Source organism: Serratia sp. T13T92, from assembly GCF_047530105.1.
In the GTDB taxonomy this organism is placed as follows: Bacteria; Pseudomonadota; Gammaproteobacteria; order Enterobacterales; family Enterobacteriaceae; genus Chania; species Chania fonticola.
The window spans coordinates 16,209-41,659 of record NZ_JBLJAK010000043.1 but is presented as its reverse complement, the minus strand read 5'-3'; the positions used below and the strand labels follow the sequence as shown (position 1 = coordinate 41,659).

The 25,451-nt window shown below is 55.3% G+C and carries 27 protein-coding genes; 3 read left to right on the top strand and 24 right to left on the bottom strand.

Translation table 11 applies throughout. The features are described 5' to 3' along the window. The 9 genes from ACMV5I_RS24645 to fkpA all read right to left on the bottom strand — a co-directional run. The coding region (locus ACMV5I_RS24645) for a GTP-binding protein (protein ID WP_233169678.1) at positions 1-298 on the bottom strand (298 nt) is incomplete at its 3' end. A gap of 71 nt (positions 299-369) precedes the next feature. Beyond that, complete coding sequence (fusA, locus tag ACMV5I_RS24640) at positions 370-2,484, bottom strand: elongation factor G (protein ID WP_121608465.1); 2,115 nt, start codon at positions 2,482-2,484, stop codon at positions 370-372. Positions 2,485-2,574: 90 nt separating this feature from the next. After that, the gene (gene rpsG, locus ACMV5I_RS24635; protein ID WP_021181637.1) at positions 2,575-3,045 is read right to left on the bottom strand and encodes a 30S ribosomal protein S7; all 471 of its coding nucleotides are present in this window, start codon (positions 3,043-3,045) and stop codon (positions 2,575-2,577) included. Positions 3,046-3,136: 91 nt separating this feature from the next. Continuing rightward, positions 3,137-3,511 (bottom strand): 30S ribosomal protein S12, encoded by a 375-nt coding sequence (rpsL, locus tag ACMV5I_RS24630; RefSeq protein ID WP_021181638.1) that lies wholly within the window; start codon positions 3,509-3,511, stop codon positions 3,137-3,139. Positions 3,512-3,655: 144 nt separating this feature from the next. Continuing rightward, complete coding sequence (gene tusB / locus ACMV5I_RS24625) at positions 3,656-3,943, bottom strand: sulfurtransferase complex subunit TusB (RefSeq protein WP_121608464.1); 288 nt, start codon at positions 3,941-3,943, stop codon at positions 3,656-3,658. Positions 3,944-3,952: 9 nt separating this feature from the next. Beyond that, a complete protein-coding gene (gene tusC, locus ACMV5I_RS24620; protein WP_121608463.1) occupies positions 3,953-4,312 on the bottom strand; it encodes a sulfurtransferase complex subunit TusC in 360 nt (119 codons plus the stop codon). Positions 4,313-4,321: 9 nt separating this feature from the next. After that, positions 4,322-4,711, bottom strand: coding sequence for a sulfurtransferase complex subunit TusD (gene tusD, locus ACMV5I_RS24615; RefSeq protein WP_414825494.1), 390 nt, complete (start codon positions 4,709-4,711; stop codon positions 4,322-4,324). Then, the gene (locus ACMV5I_RS24610) at positions 4,711-5,433 is read right to left on the bottom strand and encodes a transcriptional regulator (RefSeq protein WP_162304310.1); all 723 of its coding nucleotides are present in this window, start codon (positions 5,431-5,433) and stop codon (positions 4,711-4,713) included. The genes tusD and ACMV5I_RS24610 overlap by 1 nt, the downstream gene beginning before the upstream one ends. 326 nt (positions 5,434-5,759) lie before the next feature. Continuing rightward, positions 5,760-6,638, bottom strand: coding sequence for an FKBP-type peptidyl-prolyl cis-trans isomerase (gene fkpA, locus ACMV5I_RS24605; protein WP_024482692.1), 879 nt, complete (start codon positions 6,636-6,638; stop codon positions 5,760-5,762). Between the two features lie 317 nt (positions 6,639-6,955). On the opposite strand from fkpA, the gene ACMV5I_RS24600 reads away from it, so the two are divergent. Then, positions 6,956-7,183 carry a SlyX family protein gene (locus ACMV5I_RS24600; protein ID WP_024482693.1) on the top strand — a complete coding sequence of 76 codons (228 nt, stop codon included), beginning with the start codon at positions 6,956-6,958 and terminating at the stop codon, positions 7,181-7,183. Positions 7,184-7,228: 45 nt separating this feature from the next. Here the strand turns inward: ACMV5I_RS24600 and slyD are convergent, their stop codons facing one another. The 4 genes from slyD to kefG form a co-directional block, all read right to left on the bottom strand. Beyond that, the gene (slyD, locus tag ACMV5I_RS24595) at positions 7,229-7,816 is read right to left on the bottom strand and encodes a peptidylprolyl isomerase (protein ID WP_021181645.1); all 588 of its coding nucleotides are present in this window, start codon (positions 7,814-7,816) and stop codon (positions 7,229-7,231) included. Positions 7,817-7,910: 94 nt separating this feature from the next. After that, positions 7,911-8,114 carry a YheV family putative zinc ribbon protein gene (locus ACMV5I_RS24590; RefSeq protein WP_037376686.1) on the bottom strand — a complete coding sequence of 68 codons (204 nt, stop codon included), beginning with the start codon at positions 8,112-8,114 and terminating at the stop codon, positions 7,911-7,913. 14 nt (positions 8,115-8,128) lie between these two features. Next, positions 8,129-9,937 (bottom strand): glutathione-regulated potassium-efflux system protein KefB, encoded by a 1,809-nt coding sequence (gene kefB, locus ACMV5I_RS24585; protein ID WP_024482695.1) that lies wholly within the window; start codon positions 9,935-9,937, stop codon positions 8,129-8,131. Continuing rightward, positions 9,937-10,491, bottom strand: a complete 555-nt coding sequence (gene kefG, locus ACMV5I_RS24580) for a glutathione-regulated potassium-efflux system ancillary protein KefG (protein WP_024482696.1) — start codon at positions 10,489-10,491, stop codon at positions 9,937-9,939. The genes kefB and kefG overlap by 1 nt, the downstream gene beginning before the upstream one ends. Positions 10,492-10,625: 134 nt before the next feature. Between kefG and ACMV5I_RS24575 the strand changes: the two genes are divergently transcribed. Continuing rightward, positions 10,626-12,545 carry an ABC transporter ATP-binding protein gene (locus ACMV5I_RS24575; RefSeq protein WP_024482697.1) on the top strand — a complete coding sequence of 640 codons (1,920 nt, stop codon included), beginning with the start codon at positions 10,626-10,628 and terminating at the stop codon, positions 12,543-12,545. Between the two features lie 129 nt (positions 12,546-12,674). Here ACMV5I_RS24575 and ACMV5I_RS24570 read toward each other — a convergent pair whose 3' ends face one another. Together ACMV5I_RS24570 and prs are read right to left on the bottom strand one after the other, a co-directional pair. Beyond that, positions 12,675-14,195 (bottom strand): nicotinate phosphoribosyltransferase, encoded by a 1,521-nt coding sequence (locus ACMV5I_RS24570; protein WP_202671839.1) that lies wholly within the window; start codon positions 14,193-14,195, stop codon positions 12,675-12,677. Between the two features lie 135 nt (positions 14,196-14,330). Next, a complete protein-coding gene (gene prs / locus ACMV5I_RS24565) occupies positions 14,331-15,191 on the bottom strand; it encodes a ribose-phosphate diphosphokinase (RefSeq protein ID WP_414825493.1) in 861 nt (286 codons plus the stop codon). 191 nt (positions 15,192-15,382) lie between these two features. On the opposite strand from prs, the gene ACMV5I_RS24560 reads away from it, so the two are divergent. Further along, a complete protein-coding gene (locus tag ACMV5I_RS24560) occupies positions 15,383-16,102 on the top strand; it encodes an NUDIX hydrolase (RefSeq protein ID WP_261282250.1) in 720 nt (239 codons plus the stop codon). Between the two features lie 3 nt (positions 16,103-16,105). Here the strand turns inward: ACMV5I_RS24560 and tauD are convergent, their stop codons facing one another. The 9 genes from tauD to ACMV5I_RS24515 form a co-directional block, all read right to left on the bottom strand. After that, positions 16,106-16,954 (bottom strand): taurine dioxygenase, encoded by an 849-nt coding sequence (gene tauD, locus ACMV5I_RS24555; protein WP_414825492.1) that lies wholly within the window; start codon positions 16,952-16,954, stop codon positions 16,106-16,108. After that, a complete protein-coding gene (tauC, locus tag ACMV5I_RS24550) occupies positions 16,951-17,784 on the bottom strand; it encodes a taurine ABC transporter permease TauC (RefSeq protein WP_024482702.1) in 834 nt (277 codons plus the stop codon). The genes tauD and tauC overlap by 4 nt, the downstream gene beginning before the upstream one ends. Next, complete coding sequence (tauB, locus tag ACMV5I_RS24545) at positions 17,781-18,548, bottom strand: taurine ABC transporter ATP-binding subunit (RefSeq protein ID WP_261146774.1); 768 nt, start codon at positions 18,546-18,548, stop codon at positions 17,781-17,783. Before tauB ends, tauC begins: the two co-directional genes overlap by 4 nt. 10 nt (positions 18,549-18,558) lie before the next feature. Next, on the bottom strand, positions 18,559-19,554 hold the full coding sequence (tauA, locus tag ACMV5I_RS24540) for a taurine ABC transporter substrate-binding protein (RefSeq protein WP_414825491.1): 996 nt from the start codon (positions 19,552-19,554) through the stop codon (positions 18,559-18,561). A gap of 93 nt (positions 19,555-19,647) precedes the next feature. Then, positions 19,648-20,775 (bottom strand): Gfo/Idh/MocA family protein, encoded by a 1,128-nt coding sequence (locus ACMV5I_RS24535; protein WP_414825490.1) that lies wholly within the window; start codon positions 20,773-20,775, stop codon positions 19,648-19,650. Continuing rightward, on the bottom strand, positions 20,772-21,836 hold the full coding sequence (locus tag ACMV5I_RS24530) for a sugar phosphate isomerase/epimerase family protein (RefSeq protein WP_414825489.1): 1,065 nt from the start codon (positions 21,834-21,836) through the stop codon (positions 20,772-20,774). The genes ACMV5I_RS24535 and ACMV5I_RS24530 overlap by 4 nt, the downstream gene beginning before the upstream one ends. Beyond that, positions 21,833-22,909, bottom strand: coding sequence for a Gfo/Idh/MocA family protein (locus ACMV5I_RS24525; protein WP_414825488.1), 1,077 nt, complete (start codon positions 22,907-22,909; stop codon positions 21,833-21,835). The genes ACMV5I_RS24530 and ACMV5I_RS24525 overlap by 4 nt, the downstream gene beginning before the upstream one ends. Next, positions 22,902-24,164, bottom strand: a complete 1,263-nt coding sequence (locus tag ACMV5I_RS24520) for an MFS transporter (RefSeq protein ID WP_024482708.1) — start codon at positions 24,162-24,164, stop codon at positions 22,902-22,904. Before ACMV5I_RS24520 ends, ACMV5I_RS24525 begins: the two co-directional genes overlap by 8 nt. A 47-nt stretch (positions 24,165-24,211) precedes the next feature. Next, a complete protein-coding gene (locus ACMV5I_RS24515; protein ID WP_414825487.1) occupies positions 24,212-25,129 on the bottom strand; it encodes a GNAT family N-acetyltransferase in 918 nt (305 codons plus the stop codon). Positions 25,130-25,451: the final 322 nt, after the last annotated feature.

The following is a 25,451-nucleotide window of genomic DNA, read 5'->3' as shown; positions in this document are numbered from 1 at the left end:
CCATCTGAGCAGCACCGGTGATCATGTTTTTCACGTAGTCGGCGTGCCCTGGGCAGTCAACGTGCGCGTAGTGACGAGTCGGGGTGTCATATTCAACGTGAGAAGTGTTGATGGTGATACCACGAGCTTTTTCTTCTGGCGCGTTATCGATCTGGTCGAAAGCACGTGCAGAACCACCGTAGGTTTTAGCCAGAACGGTAGTGATTGCAGCGGTCAGGGTAGTTTTACCGTGGTCAACGTGGCCGATAGTACCAACGTTAACGTGCGGTTTGGAACGTTCAAATTTTTCTTTAGACACGGCTATATTCCTTAACTCTTTTGCTCCCCCCTCATGGAGGGAGCACTGATCAATGTGTTAAACCCGAAAGCTTATTTACCACGGGCTTCAATAACGGCCTGAGCGACGTTGTTCGGCGCATCATCGTACTTCAGGAACTCCATGGAGTAAGAAGCACGGCCTTTGGTCAGAGAACGCAGTTGAGTTGCGTATCCAAACATCTCGGACAACGGAACTTCAGCGTGAATCTGAACGCCAGTAGCGTTGGATTCCTGACCTTTCAGTTGACCACGACGACGGCTAAGGTCACCGATGACGTCACCAGTGTTCTCTTCCGGCGTTTCAACTTCAACCTTCATGATAGGCTCAAGCAAAACAGGTTTTGCTTTCTTAAAGCCATCTTTAAAGGCGATAGACGCGGCCAGTTTAAACGCCAATTCGGAGGAGTCAACATCGTGGAAAGAACCGAAATGCAGACGCACACCGAGATCAACTACCGGATAACCGGCCAGTGGACCAGACTTAAGTTGCTCCTGAAGACCTTTATCAATGGCAGGGATGTATTCCGTTGGGATCACACCACCTTTAATGTCATTGATGAACTCGTAGCCTTTCGGATTTGAGCCCGGCTCCAGTGGGTACATGTCGATAACAACATGACCATACTGACCACGACCACCAGACTGCTTGGCGTGTTTACCTTCGATGTCAGTAACTTTCGCGCGAATCGCTTCACGGTAAGCAACCTGTGGTTTACCCACGTTCGCTTCAACGTTAAATTCACGACGCATACGGTCAACCAGGATATCCAGGTGAAGTTCACCCATACCTGCGATGATGGTCTGACCTGATTCTTCGTCAGTCCATACGCGGAATGATGGGTCTTCCTTCGCCAGACGGCCCAGAGCCAGACCCATTTTTTCCTGGTCAGCTTTGGTTTTTGGTTCTACCGCTACGGAGATTACCGGCTCTGGGAACTCCATACGCTCAAGAATGATCGGGCTAGTAGGATCACACAGCGTATCACCGGTAGTTACGTCTTTCAGACCGATTGCCGCAGCGATGTCGCCTGCACGAACTTCTTTAATCTCTTCACGCTTGTTAGCGTGCATCTGAACGATACGGCCCAGACGCTCACGCGCGGACTTCACGGAGTTCAGAACGGTGTCACCGGAGTTAACAACGCCAGAGTACACACGGAAGAACGTCAGGTTACCCACGAATGGGTCGGTAGCGATTTTGAACGCCAGTGCTGAGAACGGCTCGGAGTCGTCAGAATGGCGTACAGCCGGGGTATCTTTACCGTCGTCCAGAATACCGTTGATAGCTTCAACGTCATTTGGTGCTGGCAGGTATTCGATAACCGCATCCAGCATTGCCTGCACGCCTTTGTTTTTAAAGGCAGAACCACAGGTTACCAGAATCACTTCGTTGTTCAGCACGCGCTGACGCAGAGCTTTCTTGATTTCTTCCTCGGTCAGCTCTTCGCCGCCCAGGTATTTGTCCATCAGCTCATCAGAGGCTTCAGCAGCAGACTCAACCAGATTCTGGTGCCATTCAGCAGCCAGTTCTTGCATGTCAGCTGGGATCTCTTCGTATTCGAAGGTCACGCCTGCATCAGCTTCGTTCCAGTTGATGGCTTTCATTTTCACCAGGTCAACAACACCGGTGAATTTCTCTTCTGCGCCAATTGCCAGCTGCAATGGAACCGGGTTTGCGCCCAGACGAGATTTAAGCTGACCAACAACTTTCAGGAAGTTGGCACCCATACGGTCCATTTTGTTAACGAACGCGATGCGTGGCACTTTATATTTGTTAGCCTGACGCCATACGGTTTCAGACTGTGGCTGAACACCACCAACAGCACAGTAAACCATTACCGCGCCATCAAGCACACGCATGGAACGTTCTACTTCGATGGTGAAGTCAACGTGCCCTGGGGTGTCGATGATGTTTACACGGTGCGGCTCAAACTGCTTGGCCATACCAGACCAGAAAGCAGTTGTCGCTGCAGAAGTAATGGTAATACCACGCTCCTGCTCTTGTTCCATCCAGTCCATGGTGGCGGCGCCGTCATGAACTTCACCGATTTTGTGGTTTACACCGGTGTAGAACAGGATACGTTCGGTAGTTGTGGTCTTACCGGCGTCGATGTGAGCACTGATACCGATATTACGGTAGCGCTCAATGGGTGTTGTACGAGCCATTTGATTCCTCTATTGCCTTAGGCGGTTCGGTGAAACCAAGCGGGTTGGCTTCTTGAAGCGCCCACTTGGTTAGCAAAACTACTGCATGGATTACCAGCGGTAGTGGGCGAACGCCTTGTTGGCTTCTGCCATACGGTGAACGTCTTCACGCTTCTTAACAGCAGAACCTTTGTTCTCTGCTGCATCAGACAGTTCGTTCGCCAGGCGCAGAGCCATGGATTTATCACCACGTTTACGAGCGGCGTCAACGATCCAACGCATTGCCAGAGCATTACGACGAACCGGACGAACTTCAACTGGTACCTGGTAAGTAGAACCACCAACGCGGCGAGACTTAACTTCTACAGTCGGGCGCACGTTGTCGAGAGCGACTTCGAAAGCTTCCAGGTGACCTTTACCAGAACGCTGAGCCAGGGTCTCCAGCGCGGTATAGACGATTGCTTCTGCAGTAGATTTCTTGCCATCTACCATCAGAATGTTTACAAATTTAGCCAACAGCTCGGATCCGAACTTAGGATCTGGCAGGATTTTACGTTGGCCTATTACGCGACGACGTGGCATGGAAATACTCCGTTGAAAATTTCAGGATTGTCCAAAACTCTACGAGTTTATTTTGACATTAAAATGTTTGGCCTTACTTAACGGAGAACCATTAAGCCTTTGGCTTCTTCACGCCGTACTTGGAACGAGCTTGCTTACGGTCTTTAACGCCGGAGCAGTCAAGTGCACCACGGACGGTGTGGTAACGCACACCTGGCAAGTCTTTAACACGACCGCCACGGATCAGGATTACGGAGTGTTCCTGCAGGTTGTGGCCTTCGCCACCGATGTAAGAACTCACTTCGAAACCGTTAGTCAAACGCACACGGCAAACTTTACGCAGTGCAGAGTTTGGTTTTTTCGGGGTGGTAGTATATACGCGAGTACATACGCCACGTTTCTGCGGGCAAGCTTCCAGCGCTGGAACGTTGCTTTTAGCAGCCTTCACAGAGCGTGGTTTGCGAACCAGCTGATTAATCGTAGTCATTAAAAAAAGCTCCTGGGTTTTGCTTCGTTTTTTGCTTCGTAAACATGTGATAAATCCCCCGTATGCACTATTGGCACAGTACGAGGACGCAGAATTTTATGGCTGACTGGTAGAGGTGTCAAGAAATATACAACATTGCACGCATTACCATGCCATTTGGCTGTGGTGTTTCTCGGTTAACACAACGAAGTCAGTATAACCGATCGGCGTGATTTTGGGTGAAAAATGACCAGACAGGCCTCTGGCATCCAGATCGTCCTGCAGCGCATAAAGGGATATGGGGGCATTGAGCAATAAATCAAGGCTGGCGCTACCGGCCAGGCCGGCCAGTACGCCGTCTTGCAGTAACAGCAGAGCATCACCTTCTCTGGTGAGCCTTAACAACGCAGGCAGGTCGCAACGGGTTGGGGAATGGCTGAGGGTATACAGCATCAAAATTTCCTAGAAAGTCATGACTACATCGTAAGCAGCCAGTTTCTGGCGCAGAGTATCTGGCGGCAGAATTTCGGCCTTCAGCACCCAGTCGGTGACCTGTTGCAGACCGCGCTCCTGGATGGCCGTTGCGCAGAGATAACAGTTTTCAACGTCATACAGCGGCAATACGCCAAAGGTGGCGATGTAATTGCGGGCCAGGATCTTTTCGGGTTGTTGACCTGGCAGCAGTTGCAACACGCCATCGCCGACAAAAAATACGCCGATATCCTCGCTCAGTGCCGACGTCGCCAGTACCGCATCCAGCCCTTCCCGACCAGTTGCACTGCCATGTGGCCCTTGGGTAAATACAAACGCAACTCGCTTCATTCTGCTCACTTAAAACTGTACCAGGCGATCGTTGCTCAGCGCCGCTTCTGCCAATGAGCCCAAACCGCTGAGGGTAAACCCCGGCTGCAGGTTAGCGGCCGCCAACGCCAACTGTGCGGCTTCTTGCTCATCGGTCACGCCACGGCGCAAAGCTGCCGCCACACAGACATTAAGCTCCACGCCATGTTGCTGCGCCAGAGACGCCCACGCTCGAACCAGATCGAACTCATCGCTGGCCGGAGATGATAGCTGGTTAGCATTCAGCACCCCTTCACGATAGAAAAAGACGCTGGTAATGCGGTGGCCAGCCGCCAACAGGGCCTGGGCGAACTGCCAGGCGCTGCTAGCTTGCTGAGTGCCATAAGCCGGGCCGGTGACCAATAGGCAGTAGTTAAGCATCAGCGCTCATTGCCCAGCAGATCGCCACTCTTGAACTGGCGGATATACAGGTAAACGGTATGTTTGGAGATATTCAGACGGTCGGCAACCTGATTGATCGCGTCCTTGATATCAAAAATGCCTTTCTCATACAGGTTGAGTACGATCTGGCGATTTTTGGCGTTATTGGACACGTTGCGATCGGCATTCACCTCTTCGATGGTGAACTCCAACGTCTGCGCCACCAGATCGTCAACCGAGGAGGCGAAGTTGACAGAGGAAGCCACCTCCTGCGTTTCCGGCGGCATAAAGGTCTGCATGATCTGCGAAAACGGCACATCGAGGTTCATGTTGATACACAGCAGGCCGATCACCCGCTGTTCGCGATTGCGGATGGCAATCGTCACCGACTTCATCAACACGCCACTTTTGGCCCGGGTGAAATAGGCTTTGGAGACGCTGCTATCATCGCCCGCCATATCGTGCAGCATACGCAGTGCCAGATCGGTGATTGGTGAACCGATTTTACGCCCGGTGTGTTCACCATTGGCGATACGCACGGCGGAGCATTTCAGATCCTCCAGGGAGTGCAGCACGATTTCGCAGTGCCCACCAATCAGCATCGCCAGCCCGTCGACCACGACTTCATACGACTTCAGGATTTCATGGTCCGTCTGACTAAACGGACGCTCATTCAGCAAATCAAGTTCGCTGGCTTCGCTGGATAAAAGCGAATTTGACATCGAAGATACCACCTACATAGATCGCCTGTGCCAGGGGACGCAACTAAAACGGCTCGCGCAAGAGGCAATCGCTGCCGGGAGCAGTTTTAGGTACACGCCCTAAGGGGCAGGCGCATGATTCATAAGTTCAGACCCAGAGTCTAGCAAAACGGTCAGATGCTGGTTCTTACATTTGCGCGTGATATTGACGTTAAGCCCGATGCCCGGCAGGCGTCAAGCGATCAGTAAAGGCAGGGAGTAAAGTTGCAGGATATTTTGCATTCTTGGTAGCGCAGAAATGAAAACCGCCGCGAAGAACGTTCGCGGCGGTTGGGAAAATCTCAGACTTATTTGGCTTTAGCGTCTGCAGCAGCTTCGTCAGCCGCTTTTTCTGTTTTGTCGTCAGCCTTGGCTGCCGGTTTCACATCCAACAGTTCAACGTCAAACACCAGCGTGGAGTTGGCAGGGATCCCTGGAACGCCATTTTTGCCGTAGGCCAGAGCCGGTGGGATAACCAGCTTGATCTTGCCGCCTTTCTTGATGTGCTTCAGGCCTTCGGTCCAGCCTGGGATCACGCCGTCCAGACGGAATGACAATGGCTCGCCGCGATCGTAGGAGTTGTCAAACACGGTGCCGTCGGTCAGGGTACCTTTGTAGTTTACCACTACGGTATCACTGTCTTTCGGTGCTTCACCGGTCCCTTCTTTCTCTACTTTGTACAGCAGACCAGATTCGGTTTTCTTCGCGCCTTTTTCTTTGGCGAAGGTTTCAGCGTATTTAGCGCCTTTCGCTTCGTTTTCTTTCGCGTCCTGCTCCATCTTCGCCTGAGCGGAAGCCTTCACGCGCACTTCAAAACCTTGCAGGGTTTTTTCGATGTCAGAGTCATTCAGCTTGCTCTGCTTGGCAAACGCGTCCTTAACAGCCCCGAGCATCACATCTTTGTCCAGCTTGATGCCCAGTTTTTCCTGTTCATCCAGCGAGTTTTCCATGTAGCGGCCAAGTTGCACACCCAGTGCGTAAGCTACCTGCTCATCGTCATTCTTGAACTTGCCAGTGCTTGGTGCTTCTGCAGGTTTAGCCGCTTCAGCAGCAGGCGCAACCTCACCGGTCGTGGTAACGGTGGCCGCATCAGCAGGTTTGGCCGCATCGGCTGCCATAACTTGGGTCGCATTCAGAGCAAGAGCCATAGTGGTTGCCAGAAGCGTGACTTTAAACAAAGATTTCATCCATTTCTCCAGTGTCTGAAGCGGTGCCTCAAACCATCATTAAGTAAGTTAACCGGGCTACTATAGCTGCCTGAAACAAAACAAAACAGTCACACAGGTAACCAATCGAGTCAAGATGTGACCTCATATTGGTAGCAAAGTTCAAGAAAAATAAAAATATCATTGATAATTAACGATTTTATTTAACGACTTTGCGGATTGAATTGCCCGATCTGCGGCAGCGAAAAACTGCTTGCCGAAATTGGCAGGCACAAAGCCGACCGCTACTGATAACATAGTGCCAGAATCCCAGATTTAACAGTGCCAGAGGTAACATCATGCACGAGAAAAACTACGAGAACCTGCTGCTGCGGTTGGAAGAGATGGAAAGCCGCCAGGCCTTTCAGGAAGTGACGATTGAGGAACTCAATCAAACCGTGGTGCAGCATCAGCTTGAAATGCTGAAGATACAAGAGCATCTGCGCCTGCTGACCGACAAACTGCGCGCCAGCCAACCTTCGATGATCGCCTCGCAGTCAGAAGAGACGCCGCCCCCGCATTACTAAAAAAGGCCGCCGAAGCGACCTTTTGTTGCAGTTACAGCACCAGGATTAGTGGCAGCCGCAACCACCGTTGCCACCACAGCCGCCTTTCTTGCCGTGGTCATGATCGTGGTCGTGATCGTGGCCATGACCGCCGCAGCAGCCGTCACCGTGTTCGTGGTGATGATCGTGCTCACCGTGAACGTGGCCGTGGGCCAGTTCTTCTTCGGTCGCTTCACGCAGCGCCACAACTTCTACGTGGAAGTTCAGGTCTTGGCCAGCCAGCATGTGGTTACCATCAACCACTACGTGGTCACCATCAACTTCGGTGATTTCAACCGGAACCGGGCCCTGATCGGTATCAGCCAGGAAGCGCATGCCTACCTGCAGTTCATCAACGCCCATAAAGACGTCTTTAGGAACGCGCTGCACCAGGTTTTCATCGTAGTTGCCGTAAGCTTCGTTAGCGGCGACATGAACGTCGAAACGATCACCAGCTTCGTGACCTTCGAGTGCTTTTTCCAGACCTGCGATCAGAGAACCATGCCCGTGCAGATAGTCCAACGGTGCACTCACCGGAGACTCATCAACCAAAACACCGTCTTCTGTACGTACTTGGTAAGCCAGGCTGACCACCAAGTCTTTTGTTACTTTCATGATATCTCCTACCGTTGGAAACTAAATCGGTGGAGATTGTAGCGGAAATCTCCAGCGCTGTACCCTTCAGCATAAAAAATCACGGCAGATAACGCTACTCCGGATGAAAAATACCGATCACCTGCTCCTGCGGGCGAACGTGTTTTTCCACCTGTTGCTCGGTCTGACGCTGATGGTGGCCACACTTGACGCACTCCACCACTTCAACCTGGTCTTCACGCCAAACCGCCAGCGTATCCATAGCGTTACAGCTTGGGCAAACCGCCCCGGCGATAAATCTTTTACGTGTTGCAGACATCATTGTGCTCCGAATTATTCGTATTCATCCCAACCGTCGAACTGCCGTTTTTCTTTTTGCATTTCACGGTGGAAAAGTTCTTCCAGCTCGCGCCGGGCTTCTTTCACGCGGGAAATCTGGGCCACGTCCCCCAGATGCGGAGGCATCAGTTCACGCAGCATGCGCATATCCAGACGGCGAAAATGCTGCTGAGCGCGATAAGCCTGATGCGGGTGCATTCCCAACTCCGTTAACGCCTTGCGCCCTAGCTCCAGAGCGCTGGAGAAAGTTTCCCGGCTAAACTGTTTTACGCCAGCCTGTAGCAACTCATGCGCTTCCACACGCCCCCGCGCCCGCGCCAAAATGGACAGGTTGGGGAAGTGCTGCTGGCACAGATGGACAATGGCCATGGTATCTTCCGGCTCATTACAGGTAATGACGATAGATTTGGCCTTTGCCGCACCGGCTGCCCGCAGCAGTTCCAGCTCCGTGGCATCCCCGTAATAAACCTTGTAACCGTAGCGGCGCAATACGCCAACCGCGCTAACATCCCGCTCAAGCACGGTGATACGCATCTTGTTAGCCATCAGTAAGCGGCCAACCACCTGCCCGAAGCGGCCGAAACCGACGATGATCACCTGCGGATCGTCGTCTGCCACATAGGGCGCTTCTTCATCCTCGTCTTTGGCGTTATAGCGGCGGGCCAGAATGCGATCGATAATCTGCATCAGCAGCGGCGTGGTCATCATTGAGAGCGTCACCACGACCAGCAGCAAGGCCAGTTGATCGTCGTCGAAGATATGCTGCGTCGACGCCGCCGAGAACAGCACGAAGGCAAACTCACCGCCCTGGCTCAGCACCCCGGAAAATTGCAGACGCACCGAACGCCGCAGGCCAAAAATACGCGCCAACGAGTACAACACACCTGACTTCACCGCCACCAGGATCACCACGCCAAACAGCACTTCCAGCAGATGGGTATACAACACGCCCATATTCAGTGCCATGCCTACCGAGATAAAGAACAGCCCGAGCAACAACCCTTTGAAAGGCTCAATGGCGATTTCCAGCTCATGGCGATATTCGCTCTCTGCCAGCAGCACCCCGGCGATAAAAGTCCCCAATGCCATCGACAGGCCAAGGGCATCCATAAACAGCGCAGCCCCCAGCACCACCAACAACGCGGCGGCGGTAAATATTTCACGCACCCCAGATGAGGCGATATAACGAAATAGCGGACGTAACAGGAAACGCCCGCCGATCAGCATGCCGCCGAAGGCCGCAACCTTCATGGCGATTTTCGCCCAATCGTCGCTGGTGCCTGCGCCACCGGCCAGGATCGGGATCAACGCCAACGCCGGGATCACCGCCATATCCTGGAACAGCAGCACCGAGAAGCCTAACTGGCCCCCTTCGTTGCGGTTCATCCCCTTTTCACGCATCAGTTGCAGTGCCATGGCCGTCGATGACATGGCCAGACCAATGCCGCCGATCACCGCCGCCTGCCAGGCGAAATGGCTGAAATAAAGCAGAGCGCCGAGCACTGCCGCCGTGACCAATACCTGCCCGGCACCGACACCAAAGATCGAACGACGCAGTTCCCATAGTTTGGCCGGGTTCAGTTCCAGCCCGATGATAAACATCAGGAACACCACACCCAACTCGGAGAAATGCAGAATTTCATCCACATCCCGGATGAATCCCAATCCCCACGGGCCGATGGCGATACCGGCAATCAGATAGCCTAAAACGGCCCCGATCCCCAGACGACGGGCAATGGGTACTGTCACCACCGCGGCAAACAGGAACAGCAGTATGGCGGTTAATAGCGCAGAACCTTCCATCAGTGCCTCCCGGTGTGCGGTAAAGGATTACGCAACCAATCGCCATAGGCGCTGGCATGGCTGCTCAGCACTTCCGGTTTCTGCCGGCGTGCCCAGTAGACGAGGATCGGCGTCAGCCAGTGCATATGACACATGGCCGCGGTGAGCTCAAAAGGGCGCAGAATATCCTCGATCGGATAGCGATTGTAACCGCCGGTGCGATAGGCGCCCTCCGGCTCCCCGGTGGTGATCACCGAACGCCAGTATTTGCCTGCCAGGGCATTGCCGCCCATCCCGCTGGCAAAGCCACGGGACAGCACACGGTCCAGCCACTCTTTCAGCAAGGCCGGGCAGCTATAGGTGTATAAGGGGTGTTGGAAAACGATGACCTGATGGTCGCGCAGCAGCTGTTGTTCGTGGTGGATATCAATAAAGAAATCCGGATAGTGCGCGTATAAATCGTGCACGGTGACATGTTCCAACTGCTGTGCCGGTTGTAACAAAACCCGGTTTGCTACCGAGTCCTGGGATTCCGGATGGGCATACAGCAGCAAAACCTTCGGCGGCTGTGACATCATTCCCCTCCAAAGCGTCGTCAGGGTGGCGGATTTCCGTTACCATGCAACGCAAAGACTAATAATAGGACTGCTACGCGTCCTGTTAACGTAAACTCAATTCAATTTAACATACTCTGAACAAACGGCGCTTTATGATTGTTTTCTCCTCGCTACAAATCCGACGCGGCACCCGCGTCCTGTTGGACAACGCCACGGCGACGGTTAATCCAGGTCAGAAGGTCGGCCTGGTGGGTAAGAACGGCTGTGGGAAATCTACGCTGCTTGCCCTGTTGAAAGGTGAGATCGCCGCAGACGGTGGCAGCTACACCTTCCCAAACAACTGGGCGCTGGCCTGGGTGAATCAGGAAACACCGGCACTGGACGTGCCCGCCATTGAGTATGTTATCGATGGAGATCGGGAGTTCCGCCAGTTGGAAGCCGAATTACAGGTGGCAAACGATAATAACGACGGCCACGCCATAGCCACGCTGCACGGCAAGCTCGATGCCCTGGATGCCTGGACTATCCGTTCCCGTGCCGCCAGCCTGTTGCACGGTTTAGGTTTTTCCAATGAACAGCTGCAAAGCCCGGTGCGCGCCTTCTCGGGCGGATGGCGCATGCGCCTTAACCTGGCACAGGCTTTGGTTTGCCGTTCCGATCTGCTGTTGCTGGACGAACCCACCAACCACCTGGATCTGGATGCGGTGATCTGGCTGGAACGCTGGCTGAAAAGCTATCCGGGCACCCTGGTGCTGATTTCGCATGACCGTGATTTCCTCGACCCAATCGTCGACAAGATCCTGCACATCGAAAATGAGACCATCAACGAATATACCGGCAACTATTCCTCCTTCGAGCGCCAGCGCGTCACCAAACTGGCACAGCAGCAGTCGCTGTATCAGAGCCAACAGGAAAAAGTGGCGCATCTGCAAAGCTATATTGACCGTTTCCGTGCTCAGGCCACCAAGGCCAAACAGGCCCAGAGCCGCATCAAGATGCTGGAGCGGATGGAGCTGATTGCCCCGGCGCACGTCGATAACCCGTTCACGTTTAGCTTCCGCCAACCCGAAAGCCTGCCGAACCCATTGCTGCGGATGGAAAAAGTCAGCGCAGGCTATGGCGACAAAGTGATCTTGCAGTCAATCAAGCTCAACCTGGTGCCTGGTTCACGTATTGGCCTGTTGGGGCGTAACGGCGCCGGTAAATCAACGCTGATCAAAATGCTGGCTGGCACGCTGGAGCCGCTAAGCGGGGAGATCGGGCTGGCAAAGGGCATCAAACTGGGTTACTTCGCCCAGCATCAGTTGGAGTTCCTGCGCGCCGATGAGTCACCACTACAGCATCTGAGCCGTATAGCACCTCGCGTGTTAGAACAGCAGTTACGCGATTACCTTGGCGGCTTCGGCTTCCAGGGCGATAAGGTCACCGAAATCACCGAACGTTTCTCCGGCGGTGAAAAGGCACGGCTGGTGCTGGCGCTAATCGTCTGGCAGCGCCCTAACCTGCTGCTGCTCGATGAACCGACCAACCACCTGGATCTGGATATGCGCCAGGCGTTGACCGAAGCACTGATCGATTTCGAGGGGGCATTGGTGGTGGTTTCGCACGATCGCCACCTGCTGCGTTCTACTACCGACGATCTGTATCTGGTGCACGATGGCCAGGTGGAGCAGTTCGAGGGGGATCTGGACGATTACCAGCAGTGGCTTAGCGATCTGCAAAAGCAGCAGGCGCAACAGGATGCCGCACCGAAGCAGGATAACGGCAACAGCGCCCAGGCGCGTAAAGACCAAAAGCGCCGTGAAGCCGAATTCCGTACGCAAACCCAACCACTGCGTAAGCAGATCGCCAAGCTGGAACAACAGATGGATAAGCTGGGTGCCGAATTGGCCGCGGTGGAAGAACAGCTGGCAGACTCGGCGCTGTACGACATCAGCCGTAAAGCCGATCTGACCGCCTGCCTGCAAAAGCAAAGCCAGGCCAAGTCCGCTCTGGAAGAAACGGAAATGACCTGGCTGGATGCCCAGGAACAGCTGGAAAATCTGACCCAGGCGTTTGAAGCAGAGAGTTGATTTAACGCCCCCTCACCCTAGCCCTCTCCCACAGGGAGAGGGGATCTATCGTGCTACAGCTTAACTCTGGTTATAATATTTTAGATCAACCAGTTAAATATTAACTCCGTAATCACCTACGAGCTCAATTCAGCTCCCTCTCCCTGTGGGAGAGGGTTGGGGTGAGGGGCAGGCAATGCGCTGACGGATCTGCTCCAGCGACTCCTGGTTATAGAGTTTTCCATCCAGGAAGCGCGTTTTCAGTTCGCCCTGCTGCTCCTGTTGCCAGTCCTGATTATCCAGCAGTTGATATTCCCCTTCCCCATCGCGGATCACCCGTAACAAACCGCGTGCAGATTGTTTCAGGCCGCTGTCGGTCTTCGGCTGTTTGAAGATGGGGCGCCCCACTCCGTTCACCTCACCGTAGGTGGCCTTCATCGCGAAACCAAAAGTATCGCGGGTATTATACTGATAAGTAAAGGAACCCACGCCAAACACCACGTTAGAGCTGGCAAAACCTTTCGCCTCCAGACGTTGCAGAATTTCCTGGGCGCGCTCCAAAGTGATGGAGTCTCCATAAATCAGCCCGACATGCGGATCCAACACTTTGTAGCCCTTGCTGTTTACCGTGCCGCCAAAGATCTCCCACAACACTTCCACCGAGCCTTTCTCTTCGGCGCTGCGTTGCGCACTGCGGTCGCTGTCGTCGCCGGTTCCACAAAGAATAGCTACCGGATCGCCACTGTCTGGGCGGAAGACCACTCGGCCATCGCGCGCCATGATTTTGCTGTGCAACTCACGGGTAAACTCCGTCAGCACCTGCCAGTAATCCCAGGTATCCGACACGATGGAAACCAACCCATTCGGGTAGAGATCTTCAATCAGGCGGCGGAACGTTTCGATCTCCGTTGCCTGCTCACCCATGCACATTACGCTATGTTCGGTGGCGGGGATGCTGCCAGCCACGAAGTAGTCTTCAGCGGTTGGATAATACTTCTGTGCGTATAGCACCGCGGGAATGTTGTCGGTGCCCTTGAAGCTGAGCAAATGCCCGGTACCGGCCTGCGCGACATCATGCATACCCGACATACCGCGGAAGGAAAAGTCGTGGCATTGGAAATCCAGATGCGCCACATCGTCACAGGTTTTTGCCGCCCACATCTGGCAGATCTTGCGATAATGATGGGCAATGGTGGCATTGGTGGAGGCTTTCCACAGTTCGGCCGAGATCACCGTTTCCAGGTAGTTGACCAGCCAGAAGAACTCCTCACGCGTATTGGTGATGGTCAGCACTGGCACCTTCATCTTCACCTTGCTGCCTTCATCTAATCCTTTGATATGCAGCGGCAGATAGCCCAACCGATGCAGCTCACGAATATGCTCCACGCAGACCCGGTCCTGACCAATGTAGCTGTCCATCAGCTTTTTATATTCCCCTACCACAAGCTCTTCCGGTTGGGCAAAGAATTGCTGATTAAATAAATCCACCATGAACCACTGTAAAAAGCCCTGCAAACCGAAGAACACCAGTTGGCCGTCCGGCAGCGGGGAAGCAAAGAACCGATCGCTGCGCGGCGTGAAGTTGGAGTAGATACGCGTGGTGCCCAGCGGATACTGCTCACGGTGTGACACTTTGTAGCCATCAATCGCCAAAATAGGATTAGTTAACATAGTCGGTTCCTTAGTGAGCGTATACCCGTCGCCTTTCAAGCTGCAGCGTTCTTACCTGCACTCACCCATCCCAGTCACTTACTAAAGTAAGCTCCTGGGGATGAGTGAGCTTGTCGCCTAGCTGCAGCTTGAAATTCATAGGGTATAAATAGATTCAATATCAATCAGTTCAACACGTTGCTCAGCGAGTTCCGCCGCAGCATAGGAAGTGGTGGTATAGATGTTATCGATGCCTTGGTCCAGCAAAGCAGCGGTGCCTTTGGAGAACACCCCGTGGGTGACATACAGGCTGACCGTACGCGCCCCCGCCTGACGCAATACCTGGGCCGAGCCGATAAAGGTGCCGCCACCGTCGCACAGGTCATCCACAATCAGCACGTCTTTGCCCTGCACATCGCCAGCCAGCAGTTCGAACCCCGTCAGTTCGCCGCTGAACACGTCCCGGTGTTTGGTCAGGATGCCGTATTGTGCGATGCCAAAGTGGGCCGCCACCGCGTGAATTTTTTTCAGCGCTCCGGCATCCGGAGCCATCAGGAACAGCTGCTGCTGGGTTAATAAATTGGCCAGTCTGCTGCTGTGCTGCATGCACTGCTGCTGAGTAATGATGTGCATGTTGTCGATCACGGCGGCAGCTACTTCACTGTGTGGATCCAGCACCGTCACACGGTCAAACGCCAAGGTGTTGAGTAATTGGCCGAACACCTTGAGCGCGAAGCTGTCGCCGGAGGTCATATGGCGATCTTGGCGGGCATAGGGCAGATAAGGCAGCTCAAGCAGGCTTTCTTTGATCAGGAACTGGTGGCGTACCGCCTGCGTCAACTGTGCCAACAGCATGAAGTCATCCATGCTGCACATGGCGCTGGCACGAATACGCATCTGCGAAGCCCCCGTTGTTTCAGGCTTTGCAAACCGGGCATACACCGCCCCATCGGGAAACTGTCCGGTTGTCACCTTCACTTCAATGTCGTTCAAAAACAACTGCAGTTGTGCGCTCATATTCTTCCCCCCACCAATTAATGTCCCTAGGACATTTATATAATTGTCTAAGAGACATTTATTGGCAAGCGAAAAATGTCTTAATCGCAGCAAATTCGCTTAACCGTTTGTTTATTTAGGATATTAATAATTATCATTAGCCGGCAGCTATTGTTATATTGTCTCAAAGACCTTTTTAGCCGAGCGCCAGCATGACCACGCAAGCCGAGTACCTGAAAAACTACGATCCGCGCCTCTTCCCCTCACCACTTGTCACCGTCGACAGCGTGCTGTTTACCGTACACGGCGGGAAGCTGTGTGTGCTGTTGGCCAAGCGCGCTAATCACCCTTTTCTCGATCAATGGGGATTGCCCGGCGGGTTTATCGATTTGCAGCACGACGCCTCCACGCAAGCGACGGCCGAACGTAAACTGAGGGAAAAAACCGGTGTGGTGCCGCCCTATCTGGCGCAGTTGGCCAGTTTTTCTGGCCCGGAAAGGGACCCGCGCGGCTGGAGCCTGACCACGGTCTACTTTGCCCTGATCGCCCATGCCGATTGCCAGCCGCATATCGTCGACGTGAGTGACGTAGCCTGGGTGCCGTTGGACAGCCTGCAAACACAGCAGCTAGCTTTCGATCATCAAACGATCGTGGAAGCGGCACTTCAGCGGCTACGGCAAAAAACGGCTTACTCCATGCTGCCGGTCTATTGCCTACCAGCGGAGTTCACGCTTTCCCAGTTGCAGGAAGTGATTGAGATTATTTTGTCGCATACGGTGCAGCGCAAAAGCCTGATGCGGCGTTTTGACGCTTCGGAGATGTTTGAGGAAACCGGCGAGAGAGTGGCAACAGGCGCACGTAAGGCACGCCTGTACCGCAGGAAAGCGGGGGTAGATATGAGAAACTTTTCCAGAAACCTGATGGTGGAGTGATCCTCAGGCGCGATAGAACGGCTTATCCCCCAGAATGGTTGCGCGGTGCATAATGCGCCGCTGAGGCAGGTAATCCGCGTTGGCATAATGCTGCGTAACCCGGTTATCCCAAATGGCAATATCGTTGGCCTGCCAGCGCCAGCGCACCTGAAACTCCGGCTTGGTGATATGCGCAAACAGGAAGTTCAGCAGAGCATCACTCTCCTTCGCCGCCAGATCGACAATCCGCGTAGTAAATCCTTCATTGACGAACAGCGCCTGCTTGCCGGTCACCGGATGGGTGCGGATCACCGGATGCAGCAACGGTGGATTTTTCTGCACGGCCAACTGCCAGCGCTGATGCTCTTCCTCACTGCCACGATGTTTATATTCGGGGAACGACTTGGTGAAGTCATGCTCCGCCTGCAACCCGACCAACAACTGTTTAAAGGGGGCAGACAACGCTTCATAAGCGGCAATCCCGCTAGCCCACAGCGTGTCCCCACCGGTCGTCGGCAGCTGCTTGGCGGCTAAAATCGCCCCCTGCGGCGGGTTTTCGATAAAGGTGACGTCGGTATGCCAGTTGTCGTTATCCGGTGGGTTATCGTCATGAGTATCCAGCACAATGATCTCCTCCACGTCGGGAGCATGTGGATACACCGGGTGAATATGCAGATCGCCGAAGCGCCCTGCCAGCTCACGCTGTTGTATCGGTGTGATTGGCTGATCGCGCAGGAACAGCACCTGATGCTTGAGCAAGGCATGGTAAAGCTGTTCAAACTGACCATCGCCCAGTGGTCGCGCCAGATTGACGTTTTCCACCAACGCACCGATATAAGGCCCCAACGGGGTAATTGCTAAACGTTCGTTCATTGCTGTACTCCATGCCAGGGGGTCAAACGGCGCTGTAAGGCACGCAGCCCCAGCTCCAGACCAAATGCGATTATCGCAATCACGCTGATACCGGCGATCACCACGTCGGTCGCCAGAAACTCACCAGCGGACTGCACCATAAATCCCAGACCGCGCGTGGCGGCAATCAGTTCGGCGGCCACCAGCGTAGACCAGCCGACGCCCAGGCCAATACGGATGCCGGTCAGAATTTCCGGTAGCGCACTAGGCAACACCACAAAGCGCAGCAATTGCCAGCGGTTGGCTCCCAAAGCCTGCGCGGCACGAATGCGCACCTGCGCTACGCTGCGTACGCCTGCCACGGTCGAAAGCGTCACAGGGGCAAAAATCGCCAGGTAGATCAGTAGGATTTTCGAGGTTTCACCGATGCCAAACCAGATCACCATCAGCGGCAGATAGGCCAGCGGAGGTACCGGGCGATAAATTTCAATCAGGGGATCAAGCAGGCCACGCACTGTCTCACTTAGCCCCATCGCAATACCCACCGGGACACCGATCACCACAGCGGCCAGTAATGCCACCAGGATCCGCCCCAGACTGGCGGCCAGGTGTTGCCACAGCGTGGCATCCATAAAGCCTTGCGGGCTGGCAATGACCACCAACTGATGCAAGACCTGCTGCGGCGCGGGCAGAAATAACGGGCTGATCAGTTGCAAGGCGGTTACCGCCCACCAGACAGCCAATAGCACCAGCAAGGTTGCCGTGCTCAGCTTGAGGCTGCGCGGCAGCGTGAAACGAGATTGGCGCACCGCTGTCGGTACTGCGGCTTTCAGAACAGAATGCAGGCTCATAGCAAGGCCTCGCGCTGTTGGAACACCCGGCCCAGCACGTATTCACGCTGGGCGATAAACTCAGGATCGGACTTGATGGAACGGCAAGCCTCTCCGGCGGCATAGCGCTGGCCAAAATTCAGCGATAAACGCTCCACCACCTGCCCAGGGCCAGGAGAAAGCAGTAACAGCTCGCTGGCCAGGAACACCGCTTCTTCGATGTCATGGGTGATCAGCAGCACCTGCTTGCCGGTATCGCGCCAAATGTTCAACAGCAGTTCCTGCATCTGTTCGCGAGTGAACGCGTCCAGTGCCCCGAAAGGCTCATCCAGCAGCAACAGCCGAGGGTCGGCAGCCAAGGCGCGAGCAATACCCACCCGCTGACGCATCCCACCGGACAGTTGCCAGATGAAGTGTTGCTCATAGCCGGTCAGCCCAACGCGTTGCAACATCTGCTGCGCCACCTTGCGGCGTTGCGGCTTGGCCACACCGGCCAGCTGTAAGCCAAACTCCACGTTATCCACCACGTTGCGCCACGGCAGTAAGCCTTCATGCTGGAAGACCACGCCCCGCTCGGCCCCCGGGCCTTTGACGGGGACATCATCCAGCGTAATGCTGCCTGCCGTTGGCTCAATAAACCCGGCGATCAAATTCAGCAACGTGGTCTTGCCGCAGCCAGAAGGCCCCAACACCACCACCAGTTGCCCTTTGGCTATCTGGAACGACACATCGCGCAGCGCCGCACGCCCCTGATAATCGGCCGAAAGATGGTTAACGTTTAGCATGGCGGATCCCTTACGACTGCGGCGCAGCCTGCACCTGTTTGACAAAGCGGTTGGTCACATAGGCGCTGTAATCACTGTCCACCTGCGGGATCTTGCCTTGTTGCTTAAGGAACTCGGCGGTATCGCGAATGGCTTTATCTACCGGCTGGCCCAGTTGAGTGATCTGATCGGCGACCGGCAGGTAGCGGTTACCCTTCACCAGTTCCGGCACCTGTTCTGGTGGCACTCCGCTCAGGCGAGCCAGCGTGCTCAGGTTGCTTGAGTCTTTCAGCCACTGCTCCGGCTGTGCCAGATAGGCTTTCTGCGCTTTCAGGGCGCTGGCAGCAAACGCGGTGACAACTTCCGGATGCTGCTCGGCAAAGTCTTTACGCACTACCCACACGTCCAGCGTTGGTGAGCCCCACTGGCCAACCTGTTCGGAATCGGTCAGCACCTTGCCCTGTTTGGCGAGTTCATTGACCACCGGAGCCCATACATAAGCCCCGTCGATATCCCCACGCTGCCAGGCCGCCGCAATGGCTGGCGGCTGCAGGTTGAGAATTTGCACCTGGTCAGGTTTGATGCCCCAGTGTTTCAGGGAGGCCAGCAGGCTGTAGTGAGTGGTGGAAATGAACGGTACCGCAATGCGCTTACCGATCAGATCCTGGGGAGATTTGATGTCCTTTTTCACCACCAGCGCTTCGGAACTACCCAGCTGCGAGGCGATCAGGAACACTTCGATAGGGAGCTTCTGGCTGGCGGCCACGGCCAGCGGGCTGGAGCCTATATTGCCAATCTGCACATCGCCAGAGGCCAGCGCACGCAACACGCTGGAGCCGCTGTCGAACTTGCGCCAGTCAACGGTCGCGCCAGACTGTTTGGCAAAGCTGTTTTCCGCCTGCGCCACCTTGGCGGGTTCGGCGGAGGTCTGGTACGCCACGGTAACGTCCACTGCCTGGGCACTGGCCGCACCGAGCGATAAAGCCAACAATACTGCACTGCGTAATGAGAAAAGTTTGCTCGCCATGATCCGCTCCGTTGATAAAATTCTGTGCTGTGACCAACAGTTTTATCTGAGCGGCGTCCGGCAATAAAAGAATAAAAAAATCTTCTTTATTACTTATGGCGATATCAACTCCACCCACTCTCCTCCCGCACGGCTACTGCGCTGAGCGGCATCAATAAATGCCATCCCTTGCACGCCGGTTTCAATCCTTGGTAACAACGGTGCCGCCGAAGGACCATCACGCAAACAGCGGGCCGCTTCACGGTAAATCTGGCCAAACCCTTCTAAATAGCCTTCAGGATGCCCTGCGGGTACGCGGGCCAGCAGGCGGTTTTCTGCATGCTGAAATGCCGAGGCGCGGGTGATGCAATAGGCGGGCGCGTCAAAAGGCCGTATCCATAGCTGGTTCGGGTTTTCCTGGCAAAACTCCAGGCTGCCCTCACTGCCGTAAACTCGTAACTTCAGCCCATTCTCATGACCACAGGCCACCTGGCTTGCCCAGAGCCGGCCTTTGGCACCGTTGGCATAGCGCATCTGCACCCGCACATCGTCGTCCAGCTTGCGCCCCGCAATGAATGACGTCAGCTCAGCGCTGATCGCCTCAGGCAACATACCACTGACAAACTCAGCCAGCTGCCAGGCGTGGGTACCTACGTCACCGATGCAGCCGGATCCAGCTTTTTCCGGCTGCGCACGCCAACCGGCCTGCTTGTTGTCGGTCAGCTCCAGCGGTTTTGCCAGCCACTGCTGCAGATATTCCACCTCGACGAAGCGGATCTCGCCCAACTCCCTCGCCAATATCCGGCTACGTGCCTCACGCACCAGCGGGTAGGCGCTGTAGTTATGGGTCAGGATCAGTTGTCTTCCGCTTTGGCGCACCGTTTGTGCCAGTTGCAGAGCCTCGGCATAAGAGGTGCATAACGGCTTATCGCAGATCACATCAATCCCGGCGTTGAGAAAGGCGCTGGCGACTGGAGCATGCAAATGATTCGGGGTCACGATCGCGACGACATCAATCCCATCCTCTCGTGCCGCTTCTGCCTGCGCCATCTGGTTAAAATCGGCATAGCAGCGATCCGGTTGCAGATGCAACAACGCCCCGGTGCGCTGACAGTTGTGCCTATCGGAGGAGAAAGCCCCGGCGACCAGCTCAAACTCATCATCCATCCGCGCCGCCAACCGATGCACCGCGCCAATAAACGCACCTTCACCGCCACCTACCATTCCCAGCTTTAATCTCATGATGCATCCTCCACACCCAGCATGGCTCTGACTCGCGCCCGGTCAGTATCCACCACGGCAAAATCATCAAAGGCCCGTTCCGCTACCGGAATAATATGGCGAGCGATAAAGGCGGCACCTTCGCGTGCCCCCGCCTCCGGCGACTTAAGGCAGCACTCCCATTCCAACGTAGCGACTCCAGGGAAGCCGTACTGCGTCAGCTTGCTGAAAATCGCCGGGAAGTCGATCTGCCCGTCCCCCAACGAGCGGAAGCGCCCAGGCCTTTCCGACCACGGTTGGTAGCCTCCATACACGCCGCTGCGGGCGTTGGGGCGGTACTCGGCATCTTTGACGTGAAACGCCCGGATACGTGGGTGATAACAATCGATAAAGCCCAGATAGTCCATCTGCTGCAAATGCAGATGGCTCGGATCATAGAGAATATGGCAGCGGGGATGGTTGCCGACCTTGGCCAGAAAACGTTCAAAGGTCACGCCGTCATGTAGATCCTCCCCCGGATGCAGCTCATAGCACACATCTACACCAGCCAGATCGAAGGCGTCCAGGATCGGCAGCCAGCGCTTGGCCAACTGTTCGAAGGCCTCCTCCAGCAGTAACGCATTATGCGGCGGCCACGGATAGAAATAGGGCCACGCCAGCGCCCCAGAGAAGGTCGCATGGGCCGTTAGCCCCAAGCGCTGCGAAGCCTGCGCCGCCAGCAGCAGTTGTTCCGTTGCCCAGGCCTGCCGCTGCTGAGGCTTACCCCGGACTTCTGACGGGGCAAAACCGTCAAAGGCCAGATCGTAGGCTGGATGGACGGCGACCAGTTGCCCTTGCAAATGCGTCGACAGCTCGCTGATACGGATGCCGTGCCGCCCAAGCCGTGCGACGATCTCATCGCAATAATCCTGGCTGCGCGCCGCCAGCGCCAAATCGAAAATGGCCGGCTCAAGCGTGGGGATCTGGACGCTGGTGAAACCCAGCCCAGCAGCCCACTCCGCCAAGCCATCCAGCGTATTAAACGGGGCCTGCTCGGCGATAAACTGCGCCAGAAACAATCCCGGCCCCTGCATCGTCTTCATGCTTCTCTCCCTAATATCACCGTACGTTGGCTGCGTACCGCCTCGTCTGCCGCCAGCACCACCCGTAAGCTGTTCAACGCATCCTGAAGATGCTGATTGAGATCCAGCCCCTCACGAATAGCCTGTAAAAAGTACCGCTGTTCACTCAGACACAGCGCTAAATGGTCCGGCTCATCCTGACAGTCGATCCAGCGATCCGGCCGCTTAAAGCGGTTCTCATCGTCCAAATCGGCATAATGCACCCGCAATGATTCGGTTTTGGTATGCCCCCCAACATCGTCAGAAGCCCTTTCGTGATGACGAGCCACGATCGAAACCGCACCGCGCGGCCCAATGACGTCTTTCACAAAGTAGGCCGTTTCACTGATCATCGGCCCCCAGCCAGCTTCGTACCAGCCGATCGAACCGTCGGAAAAACGCACCTGTAGCTGGCCGTAGTTATACATCCCCTGCGGCAGGTCATCGCTCAGCCGGGCGCCGATAGCGCTCACGCTGATCGGCTCCGCCTGTGCCATCTGGCACATCACGTCCAGATAATGTACGCCGCAATCGACGATTGGCGACAATGACTGCATCAGGTTGCGATGCACATTCCACATCTGCCCGTGGCTTTGCTGGTTGAGGTTCATCCGCATCACCAAAGGCTTACCCAAACCCCGAGCGAGCTCCACAAACTGCTGCCAGGAGGGGTGATGACGCAGGATATAGCCCACCACCACCTGTCGTTGTACCTGATGGGCGGCAGCAATTACCCTTTCAGCCCCTGCTACCGTGGTGGCGAGCGGCTTTTCGATAAACAGATGACATCCCGCCGCCAGCGCCGACAAGGCGTAGGCTTCGTGGGTATCCGGATAAGTGGTCAGGCACACGGCATCGGGCCGGGTTTGCGCCAGCGCCAACTCAAAGTCGCTAAAGGTGGGATAACCGCCCCCCAAGCGTTGATTGAGCAGCTCACGCGAGTCACCCCGAGCCACCAGCCCACAGATTGTCACCCCGTCCATAGCGTGGTAGGCCTCGGCATGGGACGCCCCCATATTGCCGCAGCCCACCACCAGCACCCGCAAATCAGCCATCGCGTTTCTCCCCTGCTGGAATATCCCGGTAGTTGAAGGTGAAGAAGAACAGCGCGGCGATCGCCAATGCGCCGAAGGCCGGGTACCACCAGAAGTGCTGCCATTGCGGCAACGCCGCAGCCCCTTCCGCCGTCACCATATGGTTAAACAGCGCACCGCTGATCTGCGAACCAATCAACATACCGATGCCGTAGGTGAACAGCACCAGCAGGCTTTGTGCCTGGCCTTTCACCTTGTCGCCCGCCACTTTATCGGTATAGATAAAGCCGATAACGAAGAAGAAGTCATAGCACATGCCATGCAGGATGATGCCGAGGTAGATCATCCAGCGCATTTCTTCGGTAATGCCCAGAGCGAACATCACGTAGCGCAGGAACCAGGAAAGCATGCCGATCATCAGCATGTACTTGATCCCCAACCGGGCAAACAGGAACGGGATCAGCAGCATGAAGAACAGCTCGGACATTTGCCCCAGCGACATCACGCCACCCACGTTGGTGAAACCAGCCGCGGCAACGAACGGCGCGGCATAGGCGTAATACGCCGCCAGCGGGATGGAGATCAGCATGGCGCAGATGATAAACACCAGGAAATGGCGCTGCTTGAGCATCGCGAAAGCATCGGCGCACAGCAGATCGCGCATTTTTACTGGCTTGCCGCGTTCCGGTGCCGGGGTATGCGGCAGCGTAAAACTGTAAATCGCCAATACCAGCGAGGCTACGGCAGCCAGCGTGAAGATATCGGTACTGTCCGACAGGCCACTGCTGCCGACGATCAGCCCGGCGACAATCCAGCCAAAGGTGCCGAACGCCCGCACGACCGGGAAGGCTTTCTCGCTGTTGCTCAGGCTATAAAATGCCACGTTGTTGCTCAGGGCAATGGTGGGCATGTAGCACAGCATATAGCCGAAGATGATCCACAACAGCCCGCTGCCCTGCCCCTCGGCAAAGAAGCCAGGCATCATCCACAGCAGGCCTGCCCCAATCAGGTGCAACACAGCCAATACTTTTTGCGAGGCAAAGAAGCGATCGACCACCATACCCAGCACAAAAGGCGACAGGATGGAGGCGATCGGCCCGGTGGAATAGGCATCACCAATAATCGCCGCCAGGCCGTATTTGCCCATCACCACGCCAAGCGTAACGTACCAGGCCCCCCAGACAAAAAATTGCAGGAACATCATCAGTGCCAGCCGTGGCACTACCCATTTGAACGTGGCGCCTTTGGCCCCCAAGGCCTGGCTATCTGTTTGCATAACTCCCCCATCGGTGTTGATTGGTTAATACAGCAACGACGCCGGTGCTAACCGCTTTCCGGCAAAAAGGACGGCATCACCACGCCGCCGGGTTGTTGCGCCTGGCCTTTCACCTGCGCGATATGTAATTCACAAATTCGTCCGCCCCAGCGCAGCAAAACCTGGCTAAGCGCGGAGCGCTCTGCGGGTACCAATACCACCGGTGTCGTACCGCGATGATGGCGATCGAGCATCCAGCCAAGTAACTCCAGGGCGATCTCTTCGCTATGGCAGCACCCCGGCCCTAACATACGGGAGGCCGGATGCGCCACCGAGGCCAGATAACCGCCGATGCGATCGTCCAACTCCCAGACGGCAACCCGCCACAGTCCACTGGCGTCATTGAGGAAATAATCGATATCGCGCTGGCGTTCGATGCCCAGTATTTCGCGCTCCAGCTCCAGGATGGCGGGCAGATCGTCGAGCCGGGCAGCCCGTACCTGGCCGCGAGTCAGGCGTGGGTAAGCAAATCCCTGGCTCGGCACCGGGATCGCCATATCCTGATAGAGGGCATACGGGGTAAATCCCCCGCGCTGGTAAAGCGAATAGGAATCCAGGTTCAACGCGCTGGAAAGCAAACGAACCGGTAAGCTACCCGCCAGTTCGTCGGCCTTGGCCAACAAGCGGCTGGCAATTCTGCGGCCAAAATAATCGGGATGAACATTCATGATGCCCAACCCCAAATGAGTTTCACGCGGGTGGAAAAAGCAGGAGCCACAGATCGCCCCTTGTTGATCGCGCGCAATCCAGTGGTGGCCCTGATCCAACTGCTGGTAAACATCAACAAACAGGCCGCAACTTTCTGGCCCGGCAGAGAAGATGTCGCCCAGCCCGTGGCGCTGATACCAGGCATTGGTTGAGCAATGGACCAGAGCGGCAATCTCACTGCGATCCTGCGCCTGCGCTAGCTGAAGCTGTATCTCCATCTGCCACCTCCTATTGCGTCGGTCTTTCGGGATTTCGCGGCAAAAGCCAAAATGAAATCGATTACATTTAGATGATGAATAAAATGTAATCGATTTCTTTTTTTCGGCAACCCGATTAAGCTAGATAAAAGCGTCGAGAAGAGAGATCTGTAATCGGCGTCACAAATTGCCCGTAGGGATCAGATTGATGCCAAATTGGCAATGAGGCTAAATGTGTCGAGGTCGAATATATACGACCGTAGGGGCGCCGCATGCTGCGCCCGTTTAACAGCAACACAACCTCTACATAGTGTGCATTGCCATATAGTAGGCAGAAGGAAAA

Bases quoted from the DNA above. Each gene is read 5' to 3' on its own strand.
- fusA (WP_121608465.1), bottom strand. From the start codon at position 2,484: ATGGCTCGTACAACACCCATTGAGCGCTACCGTAATATCGGTATCAGT.
- rpsG (WP_021181637.1), bottom strand. From the start codon at position 3,045: ATGCCACGTCGTCGCGTAATAGGCCAACGTAAAATCCTGCCAGATCCT.
- rpsL (WP_021181638.1), bottom strand. From the start codon at position 3,511: ATGACTACGATTAATCAGCTGGTTCGCAAACCACGCTCTGTGAAGGCT.
- tusB (WP_121608464.1), bottom strand. From the start codon at position 3,943: ATGCTGTATACCCTCAGCCATTCCCCAACCCGTTGCGACCTGCCTGCG.
- tusC (WP_121608463.1), bottom strand. From the start codon at position 4,312: ATGAAGCGAGTTGCGTTTGTATTTACCCAAGGGCCACATGGCAGTGCA.
- tusD (WP_414825494.1), bottom strand. From the start codon at position 4,711: ATGCTTAACTACTGCCTATTGGTCACCGGCCCGGCTTATGGCACTCAG.
- ACMV5I_RS24610 (WP_162304310.1), bottom strand. From the start codon at position 5,433: ATGTCAAATTCGCTTTTATCCAGCGAAGCCAGCGAACTTGATTTGCTG.
- fkpA (WP_024482692.1), bottom strand. From the start codon at position 6,638: ATGAAATCTTTGTTTAAAGTCACGCTTCTGGCAACCACTATGGCTCTT.
- ACMV5I_RS24600 (WP_024482693.1), top strand. From the start codon at position 6,956: ATGCACGAGAAAAACTACGAGAACCTGCTGCTGCGGTTGGAAGAGATG.
- slyD (WP_021181645.1), bottom strand. From the start codon at position 7,816: ATGAAAGTAACAAAAGACTTGGTGGTCAGCCTGGCTTACCAAGTACGT.
- ACMV5I_RS24590 (WP_037376686.1), bottom strand. From the start codon at position 8,114: ATGTCTGCAACACGTAAAAGATTTATCGCCGGGGCGGTTTGCCCAAGC.
- kefB (WP_024482695.1), bottom strand. From the start codon at position 9,937: ATGGAAGGTTCTGCGCTATTAACCGCCATACTGCTGTTCCTGTTTGCC.
- kefG (WP_024482696.1), bottom strand. From the start codon at position 10,491: ATGTCACAGCCGCCGAAGGTTTTGCTGCTGTATGCCCATCCGGAATCC.
- ACMV5I_RS24575 (WP_024482697.1), top strand. From the start codon at position 10,626: ATGATTGTTTTCTCCTCGCTACAAATCCGACGCGGCACCCGCGTCCTG.
- ACMV5I_RS24570 (WP_202671839.1), bottom strand. From the start codon at position 14,195: ATGTTAACTAATCCTATTTTGGCGATTGATGGCTACAAAGTGTCACAC.
- prs (WP_414825493.1), bottom strand. From the start codon at position 15,191: ATGAGCGCACAACTGCAGTTGTTTTTGAACGACATTGAAGTGAAGGTG.
- ACMV5I_RS24560 (WP_261282250.1), top strand. From the start codon at position 15,383: ATGACCACGCAAGCCGAGTACCTGAAAAACTACGATCCGCGCCTCTTC.
- tauD (WP_414825492.1), bottom strand. From the start codon at position 16,954: ATGAACGAACGTTTAGCAATTACCCCGTTGGGGCCTTATATCGGTGCG.
- tauC (WP_024482702.1), bottom strand. From the start codon at position 17,784: ATGAGCCTGCATTCTGTTCTGAAAGCCGCAGTACCGACAGCGGTGCGC.
- tauB (WP_261146774.1), bottom strand. From the start codon at position 18,548: ATGCTAAACGTTAACCATCTTTCGGCCGATTATCAGGGGCGTGCGGCG.
- tauA (WP_414825491.1), bottom strand. From the start codon at position 19,554: ATGGCGAGCAAACTTTTCTCATTACGCAGTGCAGTATTGTTGGCTTTA.
- ACMV5I_RS24535 (WP_414825490.1), bottom strand. From the start codon at position 20,775: ATGAGATTAAAGCTGGGAATGGTAGGTGGCGGTGAAGGTGCGTTTATT.
- ACMV5I_RS24530 (WP_414825489.1), bottom strand. From the start codon at position 21,836: ATGAAGACGATGCAGGGGCCGGGATTGTTTCTGGCGCAGTTTATCGCC.
- ACMV5I_RS24525 (WP_414825488.1), bottom strand. From the start codon at position 22,909: ATGGCTGATTTGCGGGTGCTGGTGGTGGGCTGCGGCAATATGGGGGCG.
- ACMV5I_RS24520 (WP_024482708.1), bottom strand. From the start codon at position 24,164: ATGCAAACAGATAGCCAGGCCTTGGGGGCCAAAGGCGCCACGTTCAAA.
- ACMV5I_RS24515 (WP_414825487.1), bottom strand. From the start codon at position 25,129: ATGGAGATACAGCTTCAGCTAGCGCAGGCGCAGGATCGCAGTGAGATT.